A 21,798-nucleotide genomic window follows, 5' to 3' on the forward strand; every position below is an offset into this window, starting at 1 on the left:
AATGGCTCCGGCGTTTGAGTGCGGGCGGGTCTAGCGCGCGTCCGGTGCAAGGGCAAGCGTGCAGGGCGCGGCTGATTGACCTTGGTTGATGGCAGGCATAGCCAGTACGGACAGACAGGGTGCAGGAAAGGGCGGGACATGACACTGGGACAGGGGCGGCATTATCTGGCGATTCCCGGCCCCTCGGTGATGCCCGACAGGGTGCTGGCGGCGATGCACCGCCCGGCGCCGAATATCTATGAAGGCGGGTTGACCGATGCGATGCCCGGCATTGTTGCCGACCTGAAGGCGGTGGCGCGCACCCGCCATGACGTCGCCATCTACATCGGCAACGGCCATGCAGGCTGGGAAGCGGCCCTGGCCAATACCCACGCGCCCGGCGATCTGGCGCTGGTGTTGGCCACCGGCGCATTCGCCCACGGCTGGGCGGGCATGGCGCAGGCGATGCAGATTGAGACGCTGATCATCGACCACGGCATACACGCGCCGGTCGATCCCGATCGTCTGGCCCAGGCGCTGGCTGCTGACACGGACCAGCGGATCAAATCGGTGATGGTGGTGCAGGCCGATACCTCGACCAGTGTGCTAAGCGATATTGCCCAGCTGCGTGCCGTGCTGGATGCCGCCGGGCACCCCGCGTTGCTGATGGTCGATTGCATCGCAGCCCTTGCCTGTGACCGGTTCGAGATGGACGCCTGGGGCGCCGATCTGATGGTTGCGGGATCCCAGAAAGGGCTGATGACGCCGCCGGGCCTGGCATTCGTCTATTTCAACGACCACGCACGGGCGGCGGCACCGGCGCATGTCAGCAACTATTGGAACTGGCAACCGCGCGCCGATGGCGAATTGCTGACGCATTATTTCTGCGGCACCGCGCCGACCCATCATCTGTTCGGCTTGCGCGAAGCGCTGGACATGATTGCCGAGGAAGGTATCGAGGCGATCTGGACCCGCCACGCAACCCTGGCCCGGGCGATCTGGGCCGCCGCCGACGCCTGGGCAATTGCCGGGACCTTGCGCCTGAACGTGGCCGATCCGGCGCAGCGCAGCCACGCGGTCACAACGCTGCACCTGCCGAGCCCCAAAGCGACCGAGCTGCGCAGCTGGGTCGCCGCCAACGCAGGCGTGACGCTGGGCATCGGGCTGGGGTTTGACACAGACGATGACCCCGACGCGACCGGCACATTCCGCATTGGCCATATGGGCCATGTGAACGCGCAGATGATCCTGGGCGCGCTGGGCGCCATCGAAACCGGGATGAAAGCGCTGGACATCCCGCACGGACCCGGAGCGATCAGTGCCGCTGCTGAAGTGCTTTCAACTGGTTAGGGTCGGGACCCTAAAGCAGTTCGCGTTTAACCTGAATCAGAGTTCTCCGCCTCTCAATCGGCAAGTTGCTGATTTAGAACGCGATTTCTGATATGCGATGTCTCAAGTAAAACGCGAACCGCTATAAGCCCGCCCTGACCGCCATGCGTTGTTCGGCCCGCGACAGCCCGCGCCCTGCCAGCCACCCACAAAACAGCACCCAGACCAGCCCCGCCCAAGCCCATATCGCGAAGAGCGCGATGAAGATCAGCACGAAGACCGACACCAGAAATGGCATCGTGTAATCCTCGACCCGACCGGGATGCTGCTGGCGTTCTGTCATGCGCTGCAGTTTAACACGGTGTTGGCAATCGTCGAATAACGTCGGCGAGATTTGGCTGTGTTCCAGCGAGCGTGTTCCGTCGCGATGATTTCGAGGCGGGGACCACCGGATGTAAAATCCGTCGGCTCGTGGCCGCGGGCGATGGCTGGGGGCCAGCCCCCAGACCAAACGATAGCTGGGGGGCCAGCCCCCCAGACCCCCCGGGATATTTTTGGGTCAATGATGGGCAAGAAGGGAGAGGCGGTTGTGGATTGGGGTGGATCTTTCCTTATGCTCGTGCGGTTGGGGTCTGTAGGGCGATGATGGGCGCCTTGCAAAGTTGGTGCCGTTTTTTAACGCTGCGCGTTGGTAAATGCCTTCGGCAAAGCCAGGGCGAACGCCTCCAGATCCGTTGGTCGCCCGGCGCTGATCCGGATGCAGCGATCTTGCGGTGCAACGAAGGGCATGCGGGCGAATATCCCACGCTCGACCAGCCCGGCCTGCACGGCACGGGCGAAATCGCCGTCCCGGCCACAGTCGATGGCGACGAAGTTGGTGGCCGAAGGCAGGGTGCTCAGCCCGTTTTCAGCGGCGATCGACCCGATCCGGTCGCGCGCGGCGGCCACGTCGGCAACGACGCTGGCGAGGTATCCCTGATCCGCCAAGGCGGCCAGCGCCCCTGCCTGTGCGATCCTGTTCACGGCGAAATGATTGCGTAGCTTGTTGAACGCCCCGATCAAGTCGCTATGCCCGATGGCATAGCCGATGCGCGCGCCCGCCATCCCGTAAGCCTTTGAGAACGTGCGCATTCGGATCACCCGCGGGTCGGAGGTATCCAGCGGCGGCAGGCTGTCTTCAGGGGCGAATTCGCCATAAGCCTCATCCAGGATCAATACTGCGCCATCGGGCACGCGGCCGATCATATCCGTTACCACCGCGGCCTTGTGCCAGCTGCCCATCGGATTGTCCGGGTTGGCGAAATAGATCAGCCTGGCGTCCACTGCGGCGGCTTTGGCCAGCAGCGCCTCGGAGTCTTCGTGGTCATCGCGGTAGGGCACCTTATGCAGCGCACCGCCAAAGCCCGCGACGTGGAAGTTGAAGGTCGGGTAGGCCCCGTCGCTGGTCACCACCGCATCGCCGGGGCCGATCAGCAGCCGCACCAGATACCCCAGCAGCGCGTCGATGCCTTCGCCAACCACGATGTTGTCCGATGGGACGCCGTGATGCGCGGCCAGCGCCGCCCTCAGGTCATGGTTTTCCGGGTCGCCGTACATCCACGCGTCGCCCGCAGCATCGGCCATGGCGGCGATTGCGCGAGGTGAGGGGCCAAAGATATTCTCGTTCGCGCCAAGACGCGCGATGAAGGGCGCACCGCGCGCGCGTTCTTGCGTTTCCGGGCCGACGAACGGCACGGTGGCGGGCAGGCTGGCGGCGAGTTCGGTAAAACGAGGTCCCCTCATGCCCGCCAGTCTGCCGATTCGCTGGGCGCCTGCAAGGCTTGATTCGGTGGCGGGGCGTGCCCCAGATAATAGCGGTAACCAGTGAAAGGCCCGATATGCCAAACCTGAATCGCCGAGGGTTTCTCGCCGCAAGCGCCGCCGCCGTCAGTCTGCGCGCCGTGCCGCAGATTGCCACGAAAACCGGAGGGCGGCGGATTTTGACGCTGGTCTATGACAAGTCGTTGGGGATGATGCGGGCGGTTGATCGGCTGGTGCCGTAGTCAGGGCGTTCGGGGCTATTCTGGCCTGGAGCGGACGGTAATGATCAATCGCCAAGCCGGGAGAGCGCCTGACCGGGGGGTAGGCGACGCAACGCTGTTGTGTGGCAATTTATGGTCCAGCCTTGACGGTAAGTATCGAAGGAGTTGCGCCCTTAGCGAAATCGCCTGCCCGCGGGACGGTCAGGCGATCGCCCGGCGCCCTGGCAGGCTTGATTCCGGGCGGGAAGACGTGTCTTGCCAACGTCCCCTTCAGGCCAGACGCTGCCCGCAAATTCGCCGTTAACTTACCTCACCCAGCCGTTCCACAGCTGCCGCAATCCGCGCCCGCTCGGCCTCTTTTTCGGTCGCCAGAGCGCGGGTTTCCTCGACCACCTCTTCCGGCGCGCTGTCGATGAATTTGGGGTTGTTCAGACGCCCGCTCAGCCCTCGCAGGTCTTTGTCGAGCTTCTCCAACGTCTTGGAAAGCCGCGCTTTTTCGGCTCCGACGTCGATGATGTCGGCCAGCGGCAAAGCAAACGAGCCGCCCGGAACAGCGATCGTCGCGGACCCCTTGGGCGCGGAGCCTTCGGTCACATCGCCCAGCCGCGCCATTCGCGTGATCAGGGCGGCGTTATTGCCCCACGCCTTCGCCCCGGCGGCGTCCAGTTCGACCCGCACCAGCGGCGCTTTCAGCGATGCGGGGACGTTCATTTCGCCACGGACCGATCGGATGCCTTCGATCAATGCGATCACCCAGGAGATTTCGGCGTCCGCCTCGGCATCCGCGACACTAGCGTCCAACTCGGGCCAATCGCCATGCACCAGTTGCTTGGTGCGCTTGCCGGACAGCGCCCAAAGCTCTTCGGTAATGAAGGGCATGAAGGGGTGCAGCATCAGCAGGCAGTGATCCAGCGCCCAGGCCATCGTCTGACGGGTTTCGCCCGCGTGTTCGCCATCAAACAGCGGCTTGGAGAATTCGACGTACCAGTCGCAGAACCGGCCCCAGACGAAAGCATAAAGCGTGCTGGCGGCGTCGGAAAAGCGATAGGCGGCGAGTGCTTCGTCAACATCCGCCGCGGTGCGCGCGACCTCTCCCACGATCCAGCGGTTGACGGGGTGGGTTGGGGTCGGCGTTTCGCCGGGCTGCTGGCCAAAAACGCCGTTCATCTCGGCAAAACGCGCGGCGTTCCACAGCTTGGTGCCGAAGTTGCGATATCCGGCGATCCGCTGCTTCGACAGCTTCAGGTCGCGGCCCATCGAGATCAGCGCAAACCGCATCGCGTCGGCCCCGAATTCGTCAATGAGTTCAAGGGGGTCCATGACGTTGCCGAGGCTTTTGCTCATCTTCTTGCCCTTCTCATCGCGGACAAGGGCGTGGACGTAAACGTCGCTGAACGGTTTCTGCCCGACCACAGCGAACTGCATCATCATCATCCGGGCGACCCAGAAGAAGATGATGTCGAACCCGGTGATCAGAGTCGAGGTGGGGAAGTAGCGTTTGAATTCCTCGGTCTCCTCGGGCCAGCCGAGGGTGCCGATGGGCCAGAGGCCGGAGGAGAACCAGGTGTCAAGGACGTCGGGGTCGCGGGCGAGAACAACTTTCTCAAGTTGCATGCTCTCTGGCGAACCAATCGCAAACGCAGTTGGGTTCGCTGTCTTCTGCATACCTTCAAGCGCTGGGAGGTTTTCGAACTTGCTAAATTCGATTTGAACATTGTGGCCATAGTACTCGTTGGCTTTTTTTGCAGCCTGATCCGCCGAATTCGCGCAAAAATACATTGGTGGATTATACGACAGTGGGTATGCTCCATCACTGCTATCCACAATCCGCGGCCCATACCAAACCGGTATCTGATGCCCCCACCAGAGTTGGCGGCTGATGCACCAGGGCTCGATATTCTCCAGCCAGTGAAAATACACCTTCTCATGCTGTTCCGGCATGATCCGCACGTCGCCACTCTTCACCGCGTCGATGGCCGGGCCGACGATTTTGTCGGTGGCGACGAACCACTGGTCGGTCAGCATCGGCTCGATGACGACTTTTGATCGGTCGCCGAAGGGCTGCATGATCGGTTTGGTCTCGACCAGGGGGACCATTTCGGCCTCGGGCGTGTCACCGCCTTCCTCAGGGGGCAGCGGGGTGCGCGCGGCCTTGCCGAGGCGGGGGTCATTTTCCGGCACCATCACCGCCAAACCTTCGGAGGTAATCTGCTCAACCACCGCGTCCCGCGCTTCGAACCGATCCAACCCGCGCAACTCGTCGGGGACGAGGTTCAGCGTATCAATCTCAGCCCCCGTCGCCTCAGCCCCGCCCGCGATTTCCTGCGCCCGCGTCGCCGCCTCGGCATAGGGCGCGCCATCGGCCCGCATCGCGGCCTGTGTGTCCATCAGACGGTATTTCGGGATGCCGCCGCGTTCTGCCACCGCGTAGTCGTTGAAGTCATGCGCGCCGGTGATCTTCACCGCGCCAGAGCCAAACGCGGGGTCCGGGTATTCATCGGTGATGATCGGAATCTGGCGGCGGTATTCTTTCGGTCCGACCGGGATTTCACACAATTTCCCGACAATTGAGGCGTACCGTTCATCCGACGGATGAACCGCCACAGCGCCGTCGCCCAGCATCGTTTCGGGCCGCGTGGTCGCGATCGAGATGTAATCCCGCGTTTCGCGCAGGGTCACCTTGCCGTCTTCGTCCTTCTCGACGTATTCATAACTCGCGCCACTGGCCAGCGGGTATTTGAAGTGCCACATGTGGCCCGGGGTCTCGATATTCTCGACCTCAAGATCGGAAATCGCGGTTTCGAACTTCGGATCCCAGTTCACCAGCCGTTTTCCGCGATAAATCAGGCCCTTGTCGTACATGTCGACGAAAACCTTGATGACCGCGTCGTGAAAATTCCCCTCTTCCCCCTCTGGGGCGCCGGGCGCGCCGGACATGGTGAAAGCGGTGCGCGACCAGTCGCAACTGGCACCGATGCGCTGCAACTGCTCGATGATCGTGCCGCCGGATTGCTTCTTCCACTCCCACACTTTTTCCGTGAACGCCTCACGCCCCATGTCGCGGCGGGTGGCGTTGGATTTGTCCTTGGCGAGTTCACGTTCCACAACCATCTGCGTGGCGATCCCGGCGTGGTCCATGCCGGGTTGCCACAGCGTGTCGAACCCACGCATCCGGTGCCAGCGGATCAGGATATCCTGCAACGTGTTGTTGAACGCATGACCCATGTGCAGCACGCCGGTGACGTTGGGCGGCGGGATCATGATGCTGAACGGCTCGGCCCCCGGCATGGCGTTTGCGCCCGCCGCAAAGGCCTCTGCCTTCAGCCACTCAGCCGAAATCCGCGCCTCGGCCGTGGCCGCATCGAAACTCTTGTCCATCGTCATCTTGAGGTATCCCGCATGAAGTTGCGGGTTCATCTAGCGAATGGGGTCGGGAAGGGGAAGGTGTCGGGCCTGGGTATTGGTGGGATTGCGTGGTGGAGTGCCGCTTTCGGACAAAATTCTCCGGTGCACGGCTGACGCTCAGCCGCACCACACCCACTGGACACTGCCAGCATCCCCGATACTGTCACCTGGGCAACGAAAGGGCATGCAAGATGGACGCATTCGGAAAATCTCAGCCGGTTCGCCGGCGCGAGGATGATCGGTTTCTGACCGGGCTAGGCCGCTATGTCGATGATATTGCGCCAAAAGATGCGCTTAGGGCGTTCGCCTTTCGCTCGCCCGTTGCCCATGCCGAGATTGCCACGCTGAACATCGATGACGCGCGCGGCGCGGACGGCGTGCATCTGATCCTGACCTCGGCAGAGGTTGAGGCGGCGGGCGTGCGCCTAGATATGGATTACGACGTTCTGGAATTGCCCGACGGGACTGAGGCGACCGCCCCGATGCGCCCGTTTCTGGCCAAAGACCGCGTGCGGTTTGTTGGCGAACCGATTGCCCTTATCGTCGCTGATACACTGGCGCAGGCTCGGGACGCTGCCGAGATGATTGAATTTGATTACAATGACTTGCCGGCACATGTTGATGTAAAACCTGGGGGAGAGGCGCTCTATCCCGACATCCCCGACAATATCGCCTTCGATTGGCATTTCGGTGACCGCGCCGCCTGTGAGGCGGCGTTCGCAGCGGCAGACAAACGGATCAGCGTCGATGTCGTGGATAACCGCGTCATCTCGAACCCGATGGAGCCGCGCGGCTGTTTCGCCGACTGGGACGGCACGCGCCTGTCGATCACGGTGAACGGTCAGGGGGTCTGGCCGCTGAAGGACGAAATGGTACGCCAACTTGGGTTGGAGCCGGAAAACGTGCTGGCGATGAACCCGGATGTGGGCGGCGGCTTTGGGACCAAGGGGTTCATCTATCCTGAATACACCGCCGTCGCGCTGGCCGCCAAGATCCTTGGCCGCCCGGTGCGCTGGATCGCCGATCGCACCGAAGGCATGCTGACCGACAATGACGGGCGCGATCTGGTGTCGACCTGCGAACTTGCCTTCGACAAAAACCTAAAGATCACCGCCTACCGGGTTCATAACATTTGTAATCTCGGGGCCTATAACTCCGGCTATGCATAGTTCATCCAGTCCGAGCTGTTCACCAAGGTTCTGATTGGCACCTATGACGTGCAGACCACGTTCCTGTCCGTGCAGGCCATCTATACCAACACCTGCCAGGTCGACGCCTATCGCGGCGCGGGTCGGCCCGAAGCGATTTTTGCCATCGAACGTGCGATTGATCAGGCGGCGCGGGAATTGTGCGTTGATCCCTGGGATCTTCGGCGCAGAAACTTCATTCCCGTCGACGCCTTCCCCTATGACTCCGCCACGGGTGAGACATATGACGTCGGGGATTTCCACAAGGTTCTGGACTCGGCCGAAGCTGCCTGCGACCGCGCCGGTTTTGCCGCGCGCAAGGCCGGCAGCGCCAGCCGGGGCAAGCTGCGCGGGCTGGGCCTGTGCTATTACAACGAAAGCATTCTGGGCGATTCCGAAGAACACGCCAAGGTGACCTTTGACGAGGATGGCGGCGCGACAATCTATGTCGGCACGCAGTCGAACGGGCAGGGGCATGAAACGGTGTTCCCCCGCTTCCTGTCGGATCAGACCGGTATTCCCTATGAAAAAATCCGCTTCGTGCAGGGTGACAGCGACCTTATCCCCGAAGGCGGCGGCACCGGCGGATCGCGGTCTGCGGTGAACCAGAACAACGCAACGCTGGCGACAGTGCGCCGGATTGTCAGCGATTTCGGTGCCTTCCTGGCCGAAGAAAACGGCGTCACGCCCGAGGATGTGAGTTTCGACGATCAGCAATTCCGCATCGCCGGATCGAACGAGGCCCCGACCATGCTGGAAGTCGCCGCGCTGGCCCGCGAAAAGGGCCGCGCTGACCTACTGAGTTTCCGCGAATTCGCCGAGCTTCCGGGCCGGTCCTTCCCCAATGGCGCCCATGTGGCCGAGGTCGAGATTGACCCCGAAACCGGCGTGACGACCTGCGTGAAATACACGGTCGTCGATGATTTCGGCAACATGATCAACCCGTTGCTGGTCGAGGGGCAGATCCACGGCGGGGTTGCCCAGGGCATCGGACAGGCGATCACAGAACGGGTGGTGCATGACAGCGATGGCCAACTGCTCACGGCAACGTTCATGGACTATGCGATGCCGCGTGCCGACGATATGCCGATGATTGATTTCTCGACCGAACCGGTGCCCTCGACCGCCAACATCATGGGCATGAAAGGCTGTGGAGAGGCTGGGACAGTTGGCGCCATCGCTGCCGTTGCAAATGCGGTCGCCGATGCAACGTGGGCGCTTGGGATTACCCGCGTCGACATGCCTTACACGCCGCATCGGATGTGGGCGCTGCTGAATACCGCGGATGTCGCGGCTCAGTGATCTCATACGCCGCCTCTGGCGCGGTCGCCCAGCGGTTGAACAAACCGCCGCGCCGGATCCGCGTGTGCGGCGCGACATCATCGTCATTCTTGATGGTACCCTGTCGTCACTGGAACCGGGGCGGGAAACCAACGCCGGACTGACTTATCAATTGCTAAGCGAAGCCGCCGACGCCCATACGGTGATCCGCTATGAACCGGGCATTCAGTGGGCCAGCTGGCGCGCCACGCGGGACGTGCTGGAAGGGCGCGGCATCAATCGGCAGATCCGGCGTTCTTACGGCTTTATCGCCAGCCGTTATCGCCCGGGGGACCGGATTTATCTGATCGGATACTCGCGCGGGGCCTATGCGGTGCGGTCTCTGGCCGGTCTGATCGACCGGGTCGGGCTGCTGCGCGCCGAACATGCGACCGTTCGCAATATCCGCACGGCCTATTACCACTATCGCGCGGGCGGGCGCAGCGATGCAGCCCGCGCCTTTCGGGACGCCTATTGCCACCCCGGCACCCGGATCGAGGCTGTGGCCGTCTGGGATACCGTCAAGGCGCTGGGGATGCGCCTGCCGCTGATCTGGCGCATTGCCGAGCGTCGCCACGCCTTTCACAATCATGTTCTGGGGGACGCGACCCTGAACGGGTTTCAGGCGCTGGCGCTGGATGAAACCCGCGTCGCCTATGCGCCGGTGATGTGGCACTGTCACATGGATTGGCCGGGGCATATGGAGCAGGTCTGGTTTCGCGGCAGCCACGGCGATGTGGGCGCACAGCTGCGCGGTTTCAACGCGGCGCGACCACTGGCGAATATCCCGCTGGTCTGGATGCTGGAACGGCTGGAAAACTGCGGCCTGACACTGCCGACGGGCTGGCAGGCGCGTTTCGAACAGGACCCGGACGCCCCGTCCGTCGGAACATGGCGGGGGTTCGGCTGGCTATTCCTGGCACGCGCGGATCGTGCGGTCGGTAAAGATGTCTCAGAAAGCATTCATCCGACGGTCACGAAAACTCCGGGGTCATCTTCTCGTTAAAAATATCCTCGCCGAAGGCTCGATTTTTCGACGAAAAATCGCCGCCGCGCTAAGCCACGTATTCCAGCGGCACCGGCGGGGCAAGCCCCAGCGCGTGGACAACATCACGGGTCAGACTGGGGCGGTTCAGCGTGTAAAAGTGCAGATGCTCAACCCCGCCTTCGATCAGGTCGGTGCACAGGTCGGTCGCGTGGACTGTGGCGAACAGGTTCAGCCGGTCGTCACGCTCGGCCCGCTCAAACCCCTCGGCGATGTGGTTGGGAACTGCCGCGCCGCAACGGGTTGCGAAGGCGCGGGTCGAGGTCCAGTTTTCGACCGGCAGGATACCCGGGAGAACGGGAATATCCACGCCGGCCGCCACGGCCCTGTCGCGGAACCGCAGAAACGTATCAGCCTCGAAAAAGAACTGCGTAATCGCGCTGGTCGCGCCGGCGTCCACCTTGCGTTTCAGCCAGTCGATATCCGCATCCGCGCTGGCCGCTTCGGGGTGCGGATCGGGGTAGGCGCCGACGGTGATGTCGAAATCGCCAGCATCGCGCAGTGCCGAAATCAGCTCGCAAGAATTGGCGAAGCCATCCGGGTGCGGGGTGAAGGCCGATTGCCCGTCAGCCGGATCGCCACGCAGCGCGACGATACGTTTGACACCGGATTTTGCGTAATCCTGCGCAATTGCCAGCGTTTCTTCGCGCGTTGCATCAACACAAGTCAGATGTGCCGCCACGTTCAGCCCGGTCATCCGGCCAATCTCGCGCACCGCCTCATGGGTCAGGGCACGGGTCGTGCCCCCGGCGCCATAGGTGACCGACACGAAATCCGGGTTTAGCGGGGCCAGCGTGTGGATCGTATCCCACAGCCGGAAAGAGGCGGCCATGGATTTGGGCGGAAAAAACTCGAAACTGATCGTGGTCATGCGGTGTCCTTTGCAATTGGCCCCTTGTTCCACGCCCACGATCGTGAGACAAATTCATAATCCTCATCACCTTTATGAGTCAGATGTGAGTTTGCGATGAACATCGAATTCCGCCACCTGCGCACCATTCAGGCAATTCACCAGGCCGGGGGCATGGCCCGCGCGGCGGATCGGCTGCACATCACCCAAAGCGCGCTGTCCCATCAGGTGAAGGGGCTTGAGGATCAGGCCGGGGTCGAGCTGTTCGTGCGCCGTTCCAAACCGCTGAAGCTGTCGGCAGCGGGGCACAAGCTGTTGCGGCTCGCCGAACGTATCCTGCCCGAAGTTGCCGCGCTTGAGGCCGATTTCGCCGGGATCGTCAGCGGCAAATCGGGCCGCTTGCACATCGCCATTGAATGCCACGCCTGTTTTGAATGGCTGTTCCCGGTGCTGGAGCTGTTCCGCCAGAAATGGCCCGACGTCGATGTCGACATTCGCCCCGGCCTCGCCTTCGGCGCACTGCCTGCCCTGCAGCGTGAGGAGGTGGATCTGGTCGTCTCCTCCGACCCCGAAGACCTGGACGGCGTCGATTTCACGCCGCTGTTTGATTATGAGCCGGTCTTCGTCGCCGCCGCCGCACATCCACTGGCGAAAAAGGACTATGTCGAGGCCGAGGATTTTCGCGGCGAGACCCTGATCACCTATCCGGTGGATCGCCAAAGGCTGGATGTTTTCAGTCAGTTGCTGATCCCGGCGAAAGTAGAACCCGAAACGGTGCGACAGGTGGAACTGACGGCGGTGATCCTGTTGCTCGTTGCCTCGAACAGGGGGGTGGCGGTCTTGCCGGACTGGGTGGTGCGCGAGGTGCGGTATAACTCGGATTACGTGACCCGGCCGCTGACCAAGAACGGGCTAACGCGGCGGCTGTACGCCGCGACCCGCAGTGACGAAACCGCCCGCCCATACATGGCACATCTTCTCAAACTGGCGCGCAGCGAGCCGGTGAAGCTCCAACGCGCCACCGCACCCGCCTGACCCCCATTGGCAATTCCGCCCGGCGCGCCTATACGCGCCCCCTGATCCAGGAAACCGGCGGAGCGTCCCATGCAGGGCAGTGCGAACCTCAACATCATGATCAAGGCGGCGCGCCGCGCGGGCCGGTCGCTGTCCAAGGACTTCCGCGAGGTTGAGAACCTTCAGGTCACCGCCAAGGGGGCGGGGGATTTCGTCTCCAAAGCCGATATCGCGGCCGAGGCGATCCTGCGCGAAGACTTGATGGAGGCACGCCCGAATTACGGCTGGATGGCCGAGGAAAGCGAAGCCGAGGACGGCAAGGATCCGACCCGCCGCTGGATCGTTGACCCGCTGGATGGCACCACGAACTTCCTGCATGGGTTGCCCCATTGGGCAATCTCTGTCGCACTGGAATTCAAGGGAGAGATCGTCGCCGGGGTGGTGTTCGACCCGTCCAAGGACGAAATGTTCGTGGCCGAAAAAGGGCAGGGCGCATGGCTGAACGAAAGCCGCCTGCGCGTGTCCGGCCGCACCAAGATGATCGAGTGTATCTTTGCCACCGGCCTGCCGTTTGGTGGGCGCGCGGACCTGCCCGACACATTGCAGGACATGGCCCGCATTCTGCCCGGCTGCGCCGGTGTGCGCCGCTGGGGCGCGGCAGCGTTGGACCTGACCTATGTGGCTGCCGGACGTTACGACGGCTATTGGGAACGTGGTCTGCACGCCTGGGACATCGCCGCCGGACTGCTGATCGTGCGCGAGGCTGGCGGGCTGGTCGAACCGATTGAGCGCAATGGCGACCTGCTGCACGGCGGAGAGATGATCGCCGCCAGCGGCGGCATGTTCGATGCCTTCGCCAAGCTGGTGCGCGGCTAGGAAGAACAGCCGCCCGTCGAAAGTTCGTCGCGATTCGCCTGTATCCGGCGGACATGACTACGACACGGGTGTTCCTGCACAGCGAAGCGGGCGCCGTTGCCGCGAAGATTGCCTTCATCGGTCAGGCGCGACGGAACCCCTATCCTGTCTGACCTGATCGCAGCCAACGCCGCTAAGATCGAAATCGACGTATACGAGGCTGCGGACGACGCAGGAGCGTCAGAGTCCGGAGAGGTTTTGGGCGGAGCAACGAACTAAAATATCGTCCACTTGATCTGGATCGATGCTCAGAGACGAACACCAGCGCCTAAAGCGTTTCGACATTAACCTGAGACATATCCGGCGGCCTTAAAGTAGTTCCAGCATTCTACTGGGTCGTAGAGATCGCAGATTGCTCCGATTGCTTCGAAGACCTGGGTAAAGGACCTGGCCCCGATCCGTCGCAAATGGGCTTTCAGTTTAGAGAAGGCCTGCTCGATGGGATTCAGGTCGGGCGAGTACGGTGGCAGGTAAAGGAACCAGCAGCCGTGATTGCGTAAAGCCTGCGTCGCCTCCTTATTCCGGTGGGTTGCCAGGTTGTCGAGAATGACGACAGTGCCGGGGTTGATCTCGGGGACCAGCACTTCGCGGATGTAGGCCGCGAAGGCGGGGCCATCTATCGCTCCCTTGATGACCCAAGGTGCGATCAGCGCGCCTTGGGTCAGGCCCGCGATCAAGGTTTGGGTTCCCCAGCTTCCGAAGGGCGCATCCATCGTCAGGCGCTTACCGCGCTTGGCTCTGCCGCGTAGGCGCGTGAGGTTTGTCTTCACTGCGGTTTCGTCAATAAAGACAACGCGCTCAGGAAAGGTCGCAATGGCTGGCGAGCGGTATCTGAACCAGTCGGCCCGTTGCTGCCTTACCTTGGCGCGGCGGCGCTCGGTTGCGACCAGCGACTTTTTTTGTACGTGAAGCCGAGCCGGGACAGAAGGTTGGCGATGGAGGAGTGATGCACCCGCACACCCTCTGCATCGGCCAGCGCATTACGCAACTCAAAGAGCGTGATGTCAGGGTCTTGTGCGATCAACTCCTCAAAGAATTCCCGATGCGGAGCCAGCTTTCCCTTGCCGCGCGGCGGTCCCTGCCGGGCAGGTTCCGCATGACCCTTCATCCTCACCTGACGCGCCCACCGCGCGCCTGTGGCAGGCGACAGCTTCAACCGCAACGCCGCCGCGCGCCCGCTCAACCCTTCTTCAATGTATCTCTGAAACCGTATCCGAAGCGCAGATGGCAAAGGTGCTGACATGATCCATCCTCCCAAACAGGATGAATCACAGATCAGGTCTCAAGGGAATCCCTCGCGATTCAGGTTCAAGACGAAACGCTTTAGATGTGGCAAATTCAAACTGTCTGGCGACAATATTCAGCGATTGAGCTGCCGAACAAGGGCGTCCAGCGCGCCAAGGTCGGTGATTTCGTGAAATCGCGGGTGGCCGTTTGGCGCTTCGGCATGTTCGAGGTCCCATGACAGATCATGGGGCACGAACACGCCCTGACCGCCTGCGGCAATCATCGGCAACACATCCGAACGCATCGAATTTCCCACCATAAGCCCGCGCGTCGCCCCATCGCCATGCTGATCGAATATCCGACCGTAGTGGGTGTTTGTCTTGTCCGAGATAATCTCGACCCCATCAAACATGTCGCCCAGGCCCGATTGAGCCAGTTTGCGCTCCTGATCCAACAAATCGCCCTTGGTGATCAGCAACAGGCGGAAATCATCGGCCAGCGCGTCAACGGCGGTGCGTGCATGGGGCAACAATTCGACCGGATGCGCCAGCATGTCCTGCCCGGTCTCGATGATCTGGCGAATCACACGTGCGGGCACACGATCTTCGGTGACCTCGATCGCGGTTTCGATCATCGACAGGACAAATCCCTTAATGCCGAATCCATAGCGCCCGATGTTGCGTTTCTCCGCCGCCAGCAAACGCGCATCCAGCGTTTCGGCGTCTGCATGATCGCGCAGCAGATCGGTGAACACCTGCTGTGTACCGCGGTAAAACCGCTCGTTATGCCACAGCGTATCGTCGGCATCGAAGCCAACGGTTGTGATCTTTGCGCCTGCCAATGCTTCGTGAACCCTTTTCTAGAGCATGGTCCATTTAATCTGCAACATATCCGGCAGCCTTGAAGAGGTTTCTGCATTCTTCTGGTGGAAAGAGGTCGCAGGTTTGTGCGACGGATTGGAACAGCGCGTCGAAGGTACGTGCTTTCAGCCGTCGCAGATGTGCTTTGAGCTTGGCGTATGCCATTTCGATAGGGTTCAGGTCGGGGCTGTAGGGCGGCAGGAAGAGGAGCCAGCTTCCCTGCGCTTTCAGGATGGCCTGTGCCTTTGCGGATTTGTGGGACGACAGGTTGTCAGCGATCACGACGTCACCTGGCTGCAAGGTCGGAACCAATTGGGTTTCAATGTATATGTCGAAGGCGGCGCGGTTCATGGGGCCGTCCAGAACCCAGGGTGCGCTGAGTTCATCCATCCGCAGCCCGGCGATGAAGGTTTGCGTGCGCCAGTGGCCGAAGGGCGCGTCCGCCTCAAGCCGAGTCCCCCGGAGGGATCGGCCCCGCAGGCGTGTCATCTTGGTGGTGACGGCGGTTTCGTCGATAAACACCAGCCTATGCGGCTCACGGCGCATCCTCGGCATCCGACGCCGCCACTCGTATCGCGCGGCGCGAACCCGTTTGCGCAGCCTTTCCGTTGCGATCAGCTATTTTTTTATATGTGAACCCAAGGCGATGAAGCAAGTGACGCGAGAGCATCGCCGGTGTGGCGATTAGGTCATGCTCCTGCTTCAACGCTTCGGCCAGCTCCGGCATGGTGATGTCCGGTTCAGCTTGCACGCGTAATTTCAACCACTCGGACGCCGCGTCCAACTTGCTGCGTCGAGGCCGTCCTTGAGGCGCAGCTTTCACGCCGCCGGTTCGCCTTTTGCGCTGCATGATCCGCACCGCGCTCGCGACCGATATCCGCAAACGCCGGGCCGCCTCATGGCAGGAAAGTCCTTCATCTACCAGCGCGACGACGCGCTCTCGAATGTCCAAAGACAGTGATTTCCCCATGATCCACCTCCACATTCGGTGAATCACAAAATCAGACCTCTGGGAATCCCATCGATTCAGATTTCAAGGACGGCGCTCTAAGCCGTCGATGGTCTTATATAAGCCCATCAGAGCCGAAAATTGCAGCCGAATCCAAGAGTGCAGATTTTGCAACGCCCGATGCCTCGCATGTCCGACAAGGAAGACCGCCGTGATGACGACGGCGACACCACTGTCCTGCCTGAGACCCGGACCAGGACGCAGCGACCCCCGCTGTATAAGGTGATGCTGTTGAACGATGACTATACGCCGATGGAATTCGTCGTTTTGGTGTTGGAGCGTTTCTTCGGCATCAGCCATGCACAGGCGTTCGACCTGATGCTGACCGTTCATAAGAAGGGGCTGGCTGTGGTCGGCGTGTTTAGTCACGAAATTGCCGAGACCAAGGTCGCGCAGGTGATGGATTTTGCGCAGCGCCATCAGCACCCGCTGCAATGCACCATGGAGAAAGAGTAGGCGCACCCGCGCCTGCCCGCCCCGATGGCCCGATCCCGCCTGAGCACCGCCATCGCCGATGGTACAGTCGTGCTGCCCCAGGTGGGGCGGATTCTGGTGCTGCGGCCAAGTGCAGGTATGGACCTGTCGGCGCTGCCGAGTGACCGTGTGCAAATCGTGCAGGGGTTTCGCCCGGACCACGATTATTATTCCGCAGCAGGGTTTGAGACCAGCGCCACGATCGCGGGCCAGTTTGCGCTGGCGATTGTCTGCTTGCCGCGCAGCAAGGACCATGCGCGCGCGCTGCTGGCGCAGGCGCATTTGGTAACAGACGGGCCGCTGGTCCTGGACGGGCAAAAAACCGATGGGATCGATTCGATGCTGAAGGCGCTGAAACAGCGCGCGTCAGTGTCCGGTGTCGTGTCCATGGCGCACGGCAAGCTGGTGGTGGTCGAAGAGGCCGATCTTTCGGATTGGCAGCCCGCGCCGCAGACCACTCCTGAGGGGTTCGTGACCACCCCTGGGGCGTTTTCCGCCGATGGCGTGGATCGGGCCTCGGCGTTGTTGGCTGGGGCATTGCCTGGCAAAATGGGGCCGCTGGTCGCCGACCTTGGGGCGGGCTGGGGATACCTCAGCCATGCGGTGCTGGACCGGGACGGCGTGGCCGAAGTGCACCTGATCGAGGCTGAGCATGACGCGCTGGAAGCTGCGCGCCAGAATGTGACCAACCCGCGCGCCCGGTTCCATTGGGCCGACGTGACCCGGCTCAGCGACGACATTCGGTTTGATGACATCGTGACAAATCCGCCATTTCACACCGCGCGTGCCGCTGATCCGGCGCTTGGCCGTGCTTTCATCGCCACAGCGGCGCGTTTGCTGGCCCCGCAGGGCGCGCTGTGGCTGGTTGCCAACCGGCATCTGCCTTACGAGGCAGCGCTGGCCGAGGGTTTCGGCGAGGTTGAAGAGGTTGGCGGCGACGCCGGATTCAAGCTCATCAGGGCATCGCGCCCGGTTTCGGCAAACCGCAAGGTCGCGCGCAAAGCCGTTCGCAAACGGCGATAAACGCGCATAGTCTGGCCACCGGGGTGGTCGTCATTGGGGAATACTGATGTCCTTTTCCATCGCCGGTAAGACGGCTGTTGTCACAGGTGCCGCCAACGGGGTCGGGCGCGCCATCGCACGCCATTTCGTCGAAGCCGGGGCCAATGTGATGATGGCTGATATGGATGAAAAGGCGCTGGCGGATGCCACTGGCAAGGTGGACGACGACACCGGATCGGTGCGCGGTTATGCGGGCGATCTTCGCGAAAAGCTGAACGTCGCCAACCTGTTGTCCGCCACCATCGATGCCTTCGAAGGGGTCGATATTCTGGTGAACGCATCGCGGCAGGTGCTGACCTCGGACCCGATGGACCAGGACGATGACGCGCTGGTGGATTCGCTGAACCAGAACCTGATCCCCAGCCTGCGCCTCAGCCAGGTTTTCGCGCGTCGGATGATCGCGCAGGCTGCCGAGGACGGGCGCGAAGATGCGCCTGTCGGCTCGATCATCAACCTCAGCTCGATCGCGGCGCGGCGGGCACAGACTGATCTGATGGCCTTCTCGGTCAGCTCGGCCGCGCTGGATCAGATGACGCGGTCGCTGGCGGTTGCGCTGGCACCGGAACGTATCCGGGTGAATGCCATCGCCTTTGGCAGCGTGATGTCGGAAAGCCTGAAAGGCGTCTTGAAGGAGCACCCGAGTTTCCGCGATGAGATTGTCGATCATACGCCGTTGGCACGGGTCGCCGGGGCAGGGGAACTTGCCGAGGTGGCGCAGTTCCTGGCCTCGGACGGGTCAGGCTTCATGACAGGGCAGATTCTGACCGTGGATGGCGGGCGCACGCTGGTCGATCCGGTGAATGTGTCGGCGCATTGAGCGGGGCAGGCGATATGGATGATCACAAGGCGCAGGCGGCTGCGTGGTTTCGCACGCTGCGCGATCAGATTGTCGCCGCCTTTGAGGCTTTGGAAGGCGAGGGTGGCGGTCGGTTTGAGGTCAGCAAGACCAAACGCACGGGCAACGCAGGAGAGGACGCAGGCGGTGGTCTGATGTCGGTGATGCGGGGCGGGCGTGTGTTCGAAAAGGTCGGGGTGAACATCTCGACCGTTCACGGCAGCCTGGGCGAACGCGCGGTGGCGGCGATGGCGGCGCGCAAGGATCTGCCGGGAATGGCCGATGACCCGCGGTTCTGGGCCTCGGGCATCTCGCTGGTGGCGCATATGGTGAACCCGCATGCGCCGGCGGTGCATATGAACACCCGGATGTTCTGGACGCCGCACGGCTGGTGGTTCGGCGGCGGGACCGATCTGAATCCGGCGATAGAATACGCGGAAGATACAGCGCATTTTCACGACGTTCTTCAGGCGCATTGTGCGGCCCATGGGGCGGATGTCTATGAACGCTACAAAGCCTGGGCGGATACGTATTTCTTTATCCCGCATCGCAAACGTGCGCGCGGCGTTGGTGGGGTGTTTTATGACGATCTGAACAGTGGTGACTGGGGGGCGGATTTCGCCCTGACGCAGGATGTCGGCCGGGCATTCCTGCCTGCCTTTATGCCGTTGGCCGAACGCCGCAAAGACATGTCATTCTCCGAGGCTGATCGAGACGCCCAACTGATCCACCGGGGCCTCTATGCTGAGTATAATCTCGTCTATGATCGGGGGACAAAGTTCGGGTTGGAGACGGGCCACGACCCCGACGCAGTGCTGATGAGCTTGCCACCGCTGGCGAAGTGGGTTTGAGGGCCGGGTTGGGTTCTGCGCAGGTTGGCTGAGGCACTCGCGAGCAGGTGAGCAAACTGGGCCGGGTGTGGAGCTTGGCAGAGCATAGCAAGCAGGGCGCGCGCCGGACCGGTGGGCAGGCGCTGCGCCTTTGAGTTTGCATGATTTATGGCTCTGGTTTGACCGTCAACTCGCCTGGACGCGCCAAGCTCAGACCAGCGCCTGACCGGCGGGACCGGTCCGGCGCGCGCCCTGCGCCTTACGGCGCGCACCGGGCGCAGCGGCAAACTGCCAATGTCCGCGCCTGGCCAAAAAAACGGCGGTCGGCGTTCAACCCCGCGCGCTGGAGTCATCTCTGCGTAGCGCCTCGATCATCAGCGCCACATTCTCCGGGTTCGCATCGGGCGTGATGCCGTGGCCCAGGTTGAAGATATGCGGCCCGCCGGAAAAGGCGCGCGCGATGCGCCGGGTTTCGGCGACCAGCGCATCGCCGCCAGTGACCATATGTTCGGGTGCAAGGTTGCCCTGAACGCAGCCATTGATCTGAACATTCGCGGCGGCCCAGTCGGCATCTACGGATTGATCCAGCGCGATGCAGTCGGCCCCGGTTGCAGCATGTGCCTCGGCGTAACGATCGCCGCCGCCACGCGGGAAAGCGATGATCGGGATGCTTGGGTGCTGTGATTTCAACGCCGATGTGATCCGGCGCATCGGGGTCAGCGAATAGCGGTCGAAATCGCCGCCTTCCAGCGATCCCGCCCAACTGTCGAACAGTTTGACGACCTCGGCCCCGGCCTCGATCTGGGCAGAGAGGTAGGCGATGGTGGCCTCGGTTAGCCGCTCGATCAGGGCGTCGAAGACCTGCGGTGCTTCGCGCTTTAGCGCGTGCGCGGGGGCCTGATCCAGGGTGCCCCTGCCAGCGATCATATAGGTGGCGACGGTCCAGGGCGCGCCCGCGAATCCGATCAGGGTGGTTTCCGGGGGCAAGGCGCGGGACAGGCGCGCGACGGTTTCATAGATCGGGGACAGCGTGTCGTGGATCGCCTCGATCGGTTTCAGGGCGTCGAACCCGGATTGGTCGGTGATCGTGCTCAGCCGCGGGCCTTCGCCCTGAACGAACCACAGATCGGCGCCCAGTGCCTGCGGCACCAGCAGGATGTCGGCGAACAGGATCGCGGCGTCAAAGCCGAAACGGCGGATCGGTTGCAGCGTCACCTCGGTCGCTAAGTCTGGGTTATAGCACAGCGACAGGAAGTCGCCCGCCTCGGCCCGGGTTGCCATGTATTCCGGCAGATAACGCCCGGCCTGACGCATCATCCAGATCGGCGGTGTCGGCAATGTCTCGCCCGCCAAGGCGCGCAGCAGAAGTTTAGTCATGTTGATGCCTCCAGGGCAGGGTCGTCCCGCGCGGGGCCGGTGAAGTCAAGCGGGTGCATTGCCACGGGCCGGGCGCGCGCTTATCAGATCGCCATGACAGACCTTCCCACACCCGAACGTCCGCTTGGCATTGGCACACGCGGATCCCCGCTGGCGCTGGCGCAGGCGGTTGAAACGCGCAGCAGGCTGATGGCAGCGCATGACCTGCCCGAGGCAGCATTCCGGATCGAGGTGATCACGACGACTGGCGATCGCGTCCAGGACCGTCCGCTGAAAGAGTTGGGCGGCAAGGGATTGTTCACGCGCGAGATCGAGCAGGCGCTGATCGCCGGGCAGATCGACATTGCGGTGCATTCGATGAAGGACATGCCGGTGGCCCAGCCGGGCGGCCTGCGGCTTGATGCCTATCTGCCGCGCGAGGATCCGCGCGACGCGTTGCTGGGAACGAACGCACGGATTGCGGACTTGGCCCACGGCGCGGTTGTCGGCACGTCCTCGATCCGGCGGCGCGCGCAACTGCTGGCCCGCCGTCCCGATCTGCAAGTTGTCGAGTTTCGGGGCAATGTGCAGACCCGCCTGAAAAAACTGACCGATGGCGTGGCATCTGCGACATTTCTGGCCTGTGCCGGGCTGAACCGGCTGGGGTTGCAGGTTGGCGCAGTTCCGCTGGCCACGGATGAGATGCTGCCAGCCGTCGCGCAAGGCGCCATCGGGATCGAGCGGCGCGACAATGATGATCGCGTGGCTGCCCTGCTGACCCTGATCCATGACGCGCCGACGGGGGATCAACTGGCGGCCGAGCGTGCGTTTCTGACCGCGCTCGACGGGTCTTGCCAGACACCAATTGCCGGGCTGGCAGAGGTTTCAGGCGGTACGCTGACGTTGCGAGGGGAGATTCTTGCGCAGGACGGGGCGGCAATGTTTGCCGGCGCACTGTCCGGTCCGGTCAGCGACGGGGCCAGAATTGGTCAGGCGCTGGCGCGCGATCTGCTGGATCAGACCGGGCCGGGGTTTTTGGCCGATTGTGTTGAAAAACTCCGTTTTAGGGCCTGAACGATG

At 62.5% G+C, this 21,798-nt stretch carries 17 protein-coding genes and 2 pseudogenes; 11 read left to right on the forward strand and 8 right to left on the reverse strand.

Features of this window, described 5'->3' with window-relative positions:
• The first annotated feature begins 138 nt into the window (after window positions 1-138).
• Window positions 139-1,329, forward strand: a complete 1,191-nt coding sequence (locus GKR99_03235; protein ID NKB26621.1) for an aminotransferase class V-fold PLP-dependent enzyme — start codon at window positions 139-141, stop codon at window positions 1,327-1,329.
• Between the two features lie 121 nt (window positions 1,330-1,450).
• On the opposite strand, the gene GKR99_03240 is transcribed toward GKR99_03235, so the two are convergent.
• Together GKR99_03240 and GKR99_03245 are read right to left on the reverse strand one after the other, a co-directional pair.
• Window positions 1,451-1,651: a hypothetical protein gene (locus GKR99_03240; GenBank protein NKB26622.1), complete on the reverse strand. Its 201-nt coding sequence runs from the start codon at window positions 1,649-1,651 to the stop codon at window positions 1,451-1,453.
• 332 nt (window positions 1,652-1,983) lie between these two features.
• Window positions 1,984-3,090 carry a pyridoxal phosphate-dependent aminotransferase gene (locus GKR99_03245; GenBank protein NKB26623.1) on the reverse strand — a complete coding sequence of 369 codons (1,107 nt, stop codon included), beginning with the start codon at window positions 3,088-3,090 and terminating at the stop codon, window positions 1,984-1,986.
• 95 nt (window positions 3,091-3,185) lie between these two features.
• Here GKR99_03245 and GKR99_03250 point away from each other — a divergent pair, with 95 nt between their 5' ends.
• Complete coding sequence (locus tag GKR99_03250) at window positions 3,186-3,350, forward strand: twin-arginine translocation signal domain-containing protein (GenBank protein NKB26624.1); 165 nt, start codon at window positions 3,186-3,188, stop codon at window positions 3,348-3,350.
• A 279-nt stretch (window positions 3,351-3,629) separates the two neighbouring features.
• On the opposite strand, the gene GKR99_03255 is transcribed toward GKR99_03250, so the two are convergent.
• Window positions 3,630-6,713 (reverse strand): valine--tRNA ligase, encoded by a 3,084-nt coding sequence (locus tag GKR99_03255; GenBank protein NKB26625.1) that lies wholly within the window; start codon window positions 6,711-6,713, stop codon window positions 3,630-3,632.
• Window positions 6,714-6,925: 212 nt separating this feature from the next.
• On the opposite strand from GKR99_03255, the pseudogene GKR99_03260 reads away from it, so the two are divergent.
• Together GKR99_03260 and GKR99_03265 are read left to right on the forward strand one after the other, a co-directional pair.
• Window positions 6,926-9,223 (forward strand): annotated as a pseudogene (locus GKR99_03260) (molybdopterin-dependent oxidoreductase).
• Window positions 9,207-10,247, forward strand: a complete 1,041-nt coding sequence (locus GKR99_03265) for a DUF2235 domain-containing protein (GenBank protein NKB26626.1) — start codon at window positions 9,207-9,209, stop codon at window positions 10,245-10,247. Before GKR99_03260 ends, GKR99_03265 begins: the two are co-directional and overlap by 17 nt.
• A 49-nt stretch (window positions 10,248-10,296) precedes the next feature.
• On the opposite strand, the gene metF is transcribed toward GKR99_03265, so the two are convergent.
• A complete protein-coding gene (gene metF, locus GKR99_03270; protein ID NKB26627.1) occupies window positions 10,297-11,157 on the reverse strand; it encodes a methylenetetrahydrofolate reductase [NAD(P)H] in 861 nt (286 codons plus the stop codon).
• Window positions 11,158-11,253: 96 nt separating this feature from the next.
• On the opposite strand from metF, the gene GKR99_03275 reads away from it, so the two are divergent.
• Both GKR99_03275 and GKR99_03280 read left to right on the forward strand, forming a co-directional pair.
• Window positions 11,254-12,171: a LysR family transcriptional regulator gene (locus GKR99_03275; protein ID NKB26628.1), complete on the forward strand. Its 918-nt coding sequence runs from the start codon at window positions 11,254-11,256 to the stop codon at window positions 12,169-12,171.
• A 69-nt stretch (window positions 12,172-12,240) separates the two neighbouring features.
• Window positions 12,241-13,026: an inositol monophosphatase gene (locus GKR99_03280; GenBank protein NKB26629.1), complete on the forward strand. Its 786-nt coding sequence runs from the start codon at window positions 12,241-12,243 to the stop codon at window positions 13,024-13,026.
• Between the two features lie 323 nt (window positions 13,027-13,349).
• Here the strand turns inward: GKR99_03280 and GKR99_03285 are convergent.
• The 3 genes and pseudogenes from GKR99_03285 to GKR99_03295 form a co-directional block, all read right to left on the reverse strand.
• Window positions 13,350-14,308 (reverse strand): annotated as a pseudogene (locus tag GKR99_03285) (IS630 family transposase).
• A 117-nt stretch (window positions 14,309-14,425) separates the two neighbouring features.
• Window positions 14,426-15,133: an HAD family hydrolase gene (locus GKR99_03290; GenBank protein NKB26630.1), complete on the reverse strand. Its 708-nt coding sequence runs from the start codon at window positions 15,131-15,133 to the stop codon at window positions 14,426-14,428.
• A gap of 34 nt (window positions 15,134-15,167) precedes the next feature.
• Window positions 15,168-16,122, reverse strand: a protein-coding gene (locus GKR99_03295; GenBank protein NKB26631.1) for an IS630 family transposase whose coding sequence is annotated in 2 segments (ribosomal slippage) — window positions 15,168-15,770 and window positions 15,772-16,122 — 954 coding nt in all. Because the reading frame shifts where the segments join, the coding sequence is not laid out codon by codon here.
• Window positions 16,123-16,281: 159 nt separating this feature from the next.
• Here GKR99_03295 and clpS point away from each other — a divergent pair.
• The 4 genes from clpS to hemF are packed head-to-tail and all read left to right on the forward strand — an operon-like array spanning window position 16,282 to window position 19,383.
• The gene (gene clpS / locus GKR99_03300) at window positions 16,282-16,617 is read left to right on the forward strand and encodes an ATP-dependent Clp protease adapter ClpS (GenBank protein NKB26632.1); all 336 of its coding nucleotides are present in this window, start codon (window positions 16,282-16,284) and stop codon (window positions 16,615-16,617) included.
• A gap of 24 nt (window positions 16,618-16,641) precedes the next feature.
• Window positions 16,642-17,658: a methyltransferase gene (locus tag GKR99_03305; GenBank protein ID NKB26633.1), complete on the forward strand. Its 1,017-nt coding sequence runs from the start codon at window positions 16,642-16,644 to the stop codon at window positions 17,656-17,658.
• A gap of 46 nt (window positions 17,659-17,704) precedes the next feature.
• Window positions 17,705-18,514 carry an SDR family oxidoreductase gene (locus tag GKR99_03310; GenBank protein NKB26634.1) on the forward strand — a complete coding sequence of 270 codons (810 nt, stop codon included), beginning with the start codon at window positions 17,705-17,707 and terminating at the stop codon, window positions 18,512-18,514.
• Window positions 18,515-18,528: 14 nt separating this feature from the next.
• On the forward strand, window positions 18,529-19,383 hold the full coding sequence (gene hemF / locus GKR99_03315; GenBank protein ID NKB26635.1) for an oxygen-dependent coproporphyrinogen oxidase: 855 nt from the start codon (window positions 18,529-18,531) through the stop codon (window positions 19,381-19,383).
• A 309-nt stretch (window positions 19,384-19,692) separates the two neighbouring features.
• Here the strand turns inward: hemF and GKR99_03320 are convergent, their stop codons facing one another.
• Complete coding sequence (locus GKR99_03320; GenBank protein NKB26636.1) at window positions 19,693-20,739, reverse strand: uroporphyrinogen decarboxylase; 1,047 nt, start codon at window positions 20,737-20,739, stop codon at window positions 19,693-19,695.
• Between the two features lie 93 nt (window positions 20,740-20,832).
• Between GKR99_03320 and hemC the strand changes: the two genes are divergently transcribed.
• Window positions 20,833-21,792, forward strand: coding sequence for a hydroxymethylbilane synthase (hemC, locus tag GKR99_03325; protein NKB26637.1), 960 nt, complete (start codon window positions 20,833-20,835; stop codon window positions 21,790-21,792).
• The last annotated feature ends 6 nt before the right edge of the window (window positions 21,793-21,798 follow it).

The sequence above is a fragment of the Paracoccaceae bacterium genome (assembly GCA_012103375.1).
In the GTDB taxonomy this organism is placed as follows: domain Bacteria; phylum Pseudomonadota; class Alphaproteobacteria; order Rhodobacterales; family Rhodobacteraceae; genus WLWX01.

Excerpts from the sequence above, each read along its gene's own strand:
- hemF (NKB26635.1), top strand. The coding sequence starts at position 18,529 with ATGGATGATCACAAGGCGCAGGCGGCTGCGTGGTTTCGCACGCTGCGC.
- metF (NKB26627.1), bottom strand. The coding sequence starts at position 11,157 with ATGACCACGATCAGTTTCGAGTTTTTTCCGCCCAAATCCATGGCCGCC.
- GKR99_03245 (NKB26623.1), bottom strand. The coding sequence starts at position 3,090 with ATGAGGGGACCTCGTTTTACCGAACTCGCCGCCAGCCTGCCCGCCACC.
- GKR99_03255 (NKB26625.1), bottom strand. The coding sequence starts at position 6,713 with ATGACGATGGACAAGAGTTTCGATGCGGCCACGGCCGAGGCGCGGATT.
- GKR99_03265 (NKB26626.1), top strand. The coding sequence starts at position 9,207 with ATGTCGCGGCTCAGTGATCTCATACGCCGCCTCTGGCGCGGTCGCCCA.
- GKR99_03235 (NKB26621.1), top strand. The coding sequence starts at position 139 with ATGACACTGGGACAGGGGCGGCATTATCTGGCGATTCCCGGCCCCTCG.
- GKR99_03320 (NKB26636.1), bottom strand. The coding sequence starts at position 20,739 with ATGACTAAACTTCTGCTGCGCGCCTTGGCGGGCGAGACATTGCCGACA.
- clpS (NKB26632.1), top strand. The coding sequence starts at position 16,282 with ATGCCTCGCATGTCCGACAAGGAAGACCGCCGTGATGACGACGGCGAC.
- GKR99_03280 (NKB26629.1), top strand. The coding sequence starts at position 12,241 with ATGCAGGGCAGTGCGAACCTCAACATCATGATCAAGGCGGCGCGCCGC.
- GKR99_03305 (NKB26633.1), top strand. The coding sequence starts at position 16,642 with ATGGCCCGATCCCGCCTGAGCACCGCCATCGCCGATGGTACAGTCGTG.
- GKR99_03240 (NKB26622.1), bottom strand. The coding sequence starts at position 1,651 with ATGACAGAACGCCAGCAGCATCCCGGTCGGGTCGAGGATTACACGATG.
- GKR99_03250 (NKB26624.1), top strand. The coding sequence starts at position 3,186 with ATGCCAAACCTGAATCGCCGAGGGTTTCTCGCCGCAAGCGCCGCCGCC.
- GKR99_03310 (NKB26634.1), top strand. The coding sequence starts at position 17,705 with ATGTCCTTTTCCATCGCCGGTAAGACGGCTGTTGTCACAGGTGCCGCC.
- GKR99_03275 (NKB26628.1), top strand. The coding sequence starts at position 11,254 with ATGAACATCGAATTCCGCCACCTGCGCACCATTCAGGCAATTCACCAG.
- hemC (NKB26637.1), top strand. The coding sequence starts at position 20,833 with ATGACAGACCTTCCCACACCCGAACGTCCGCTTGGCATTGGCACACGC.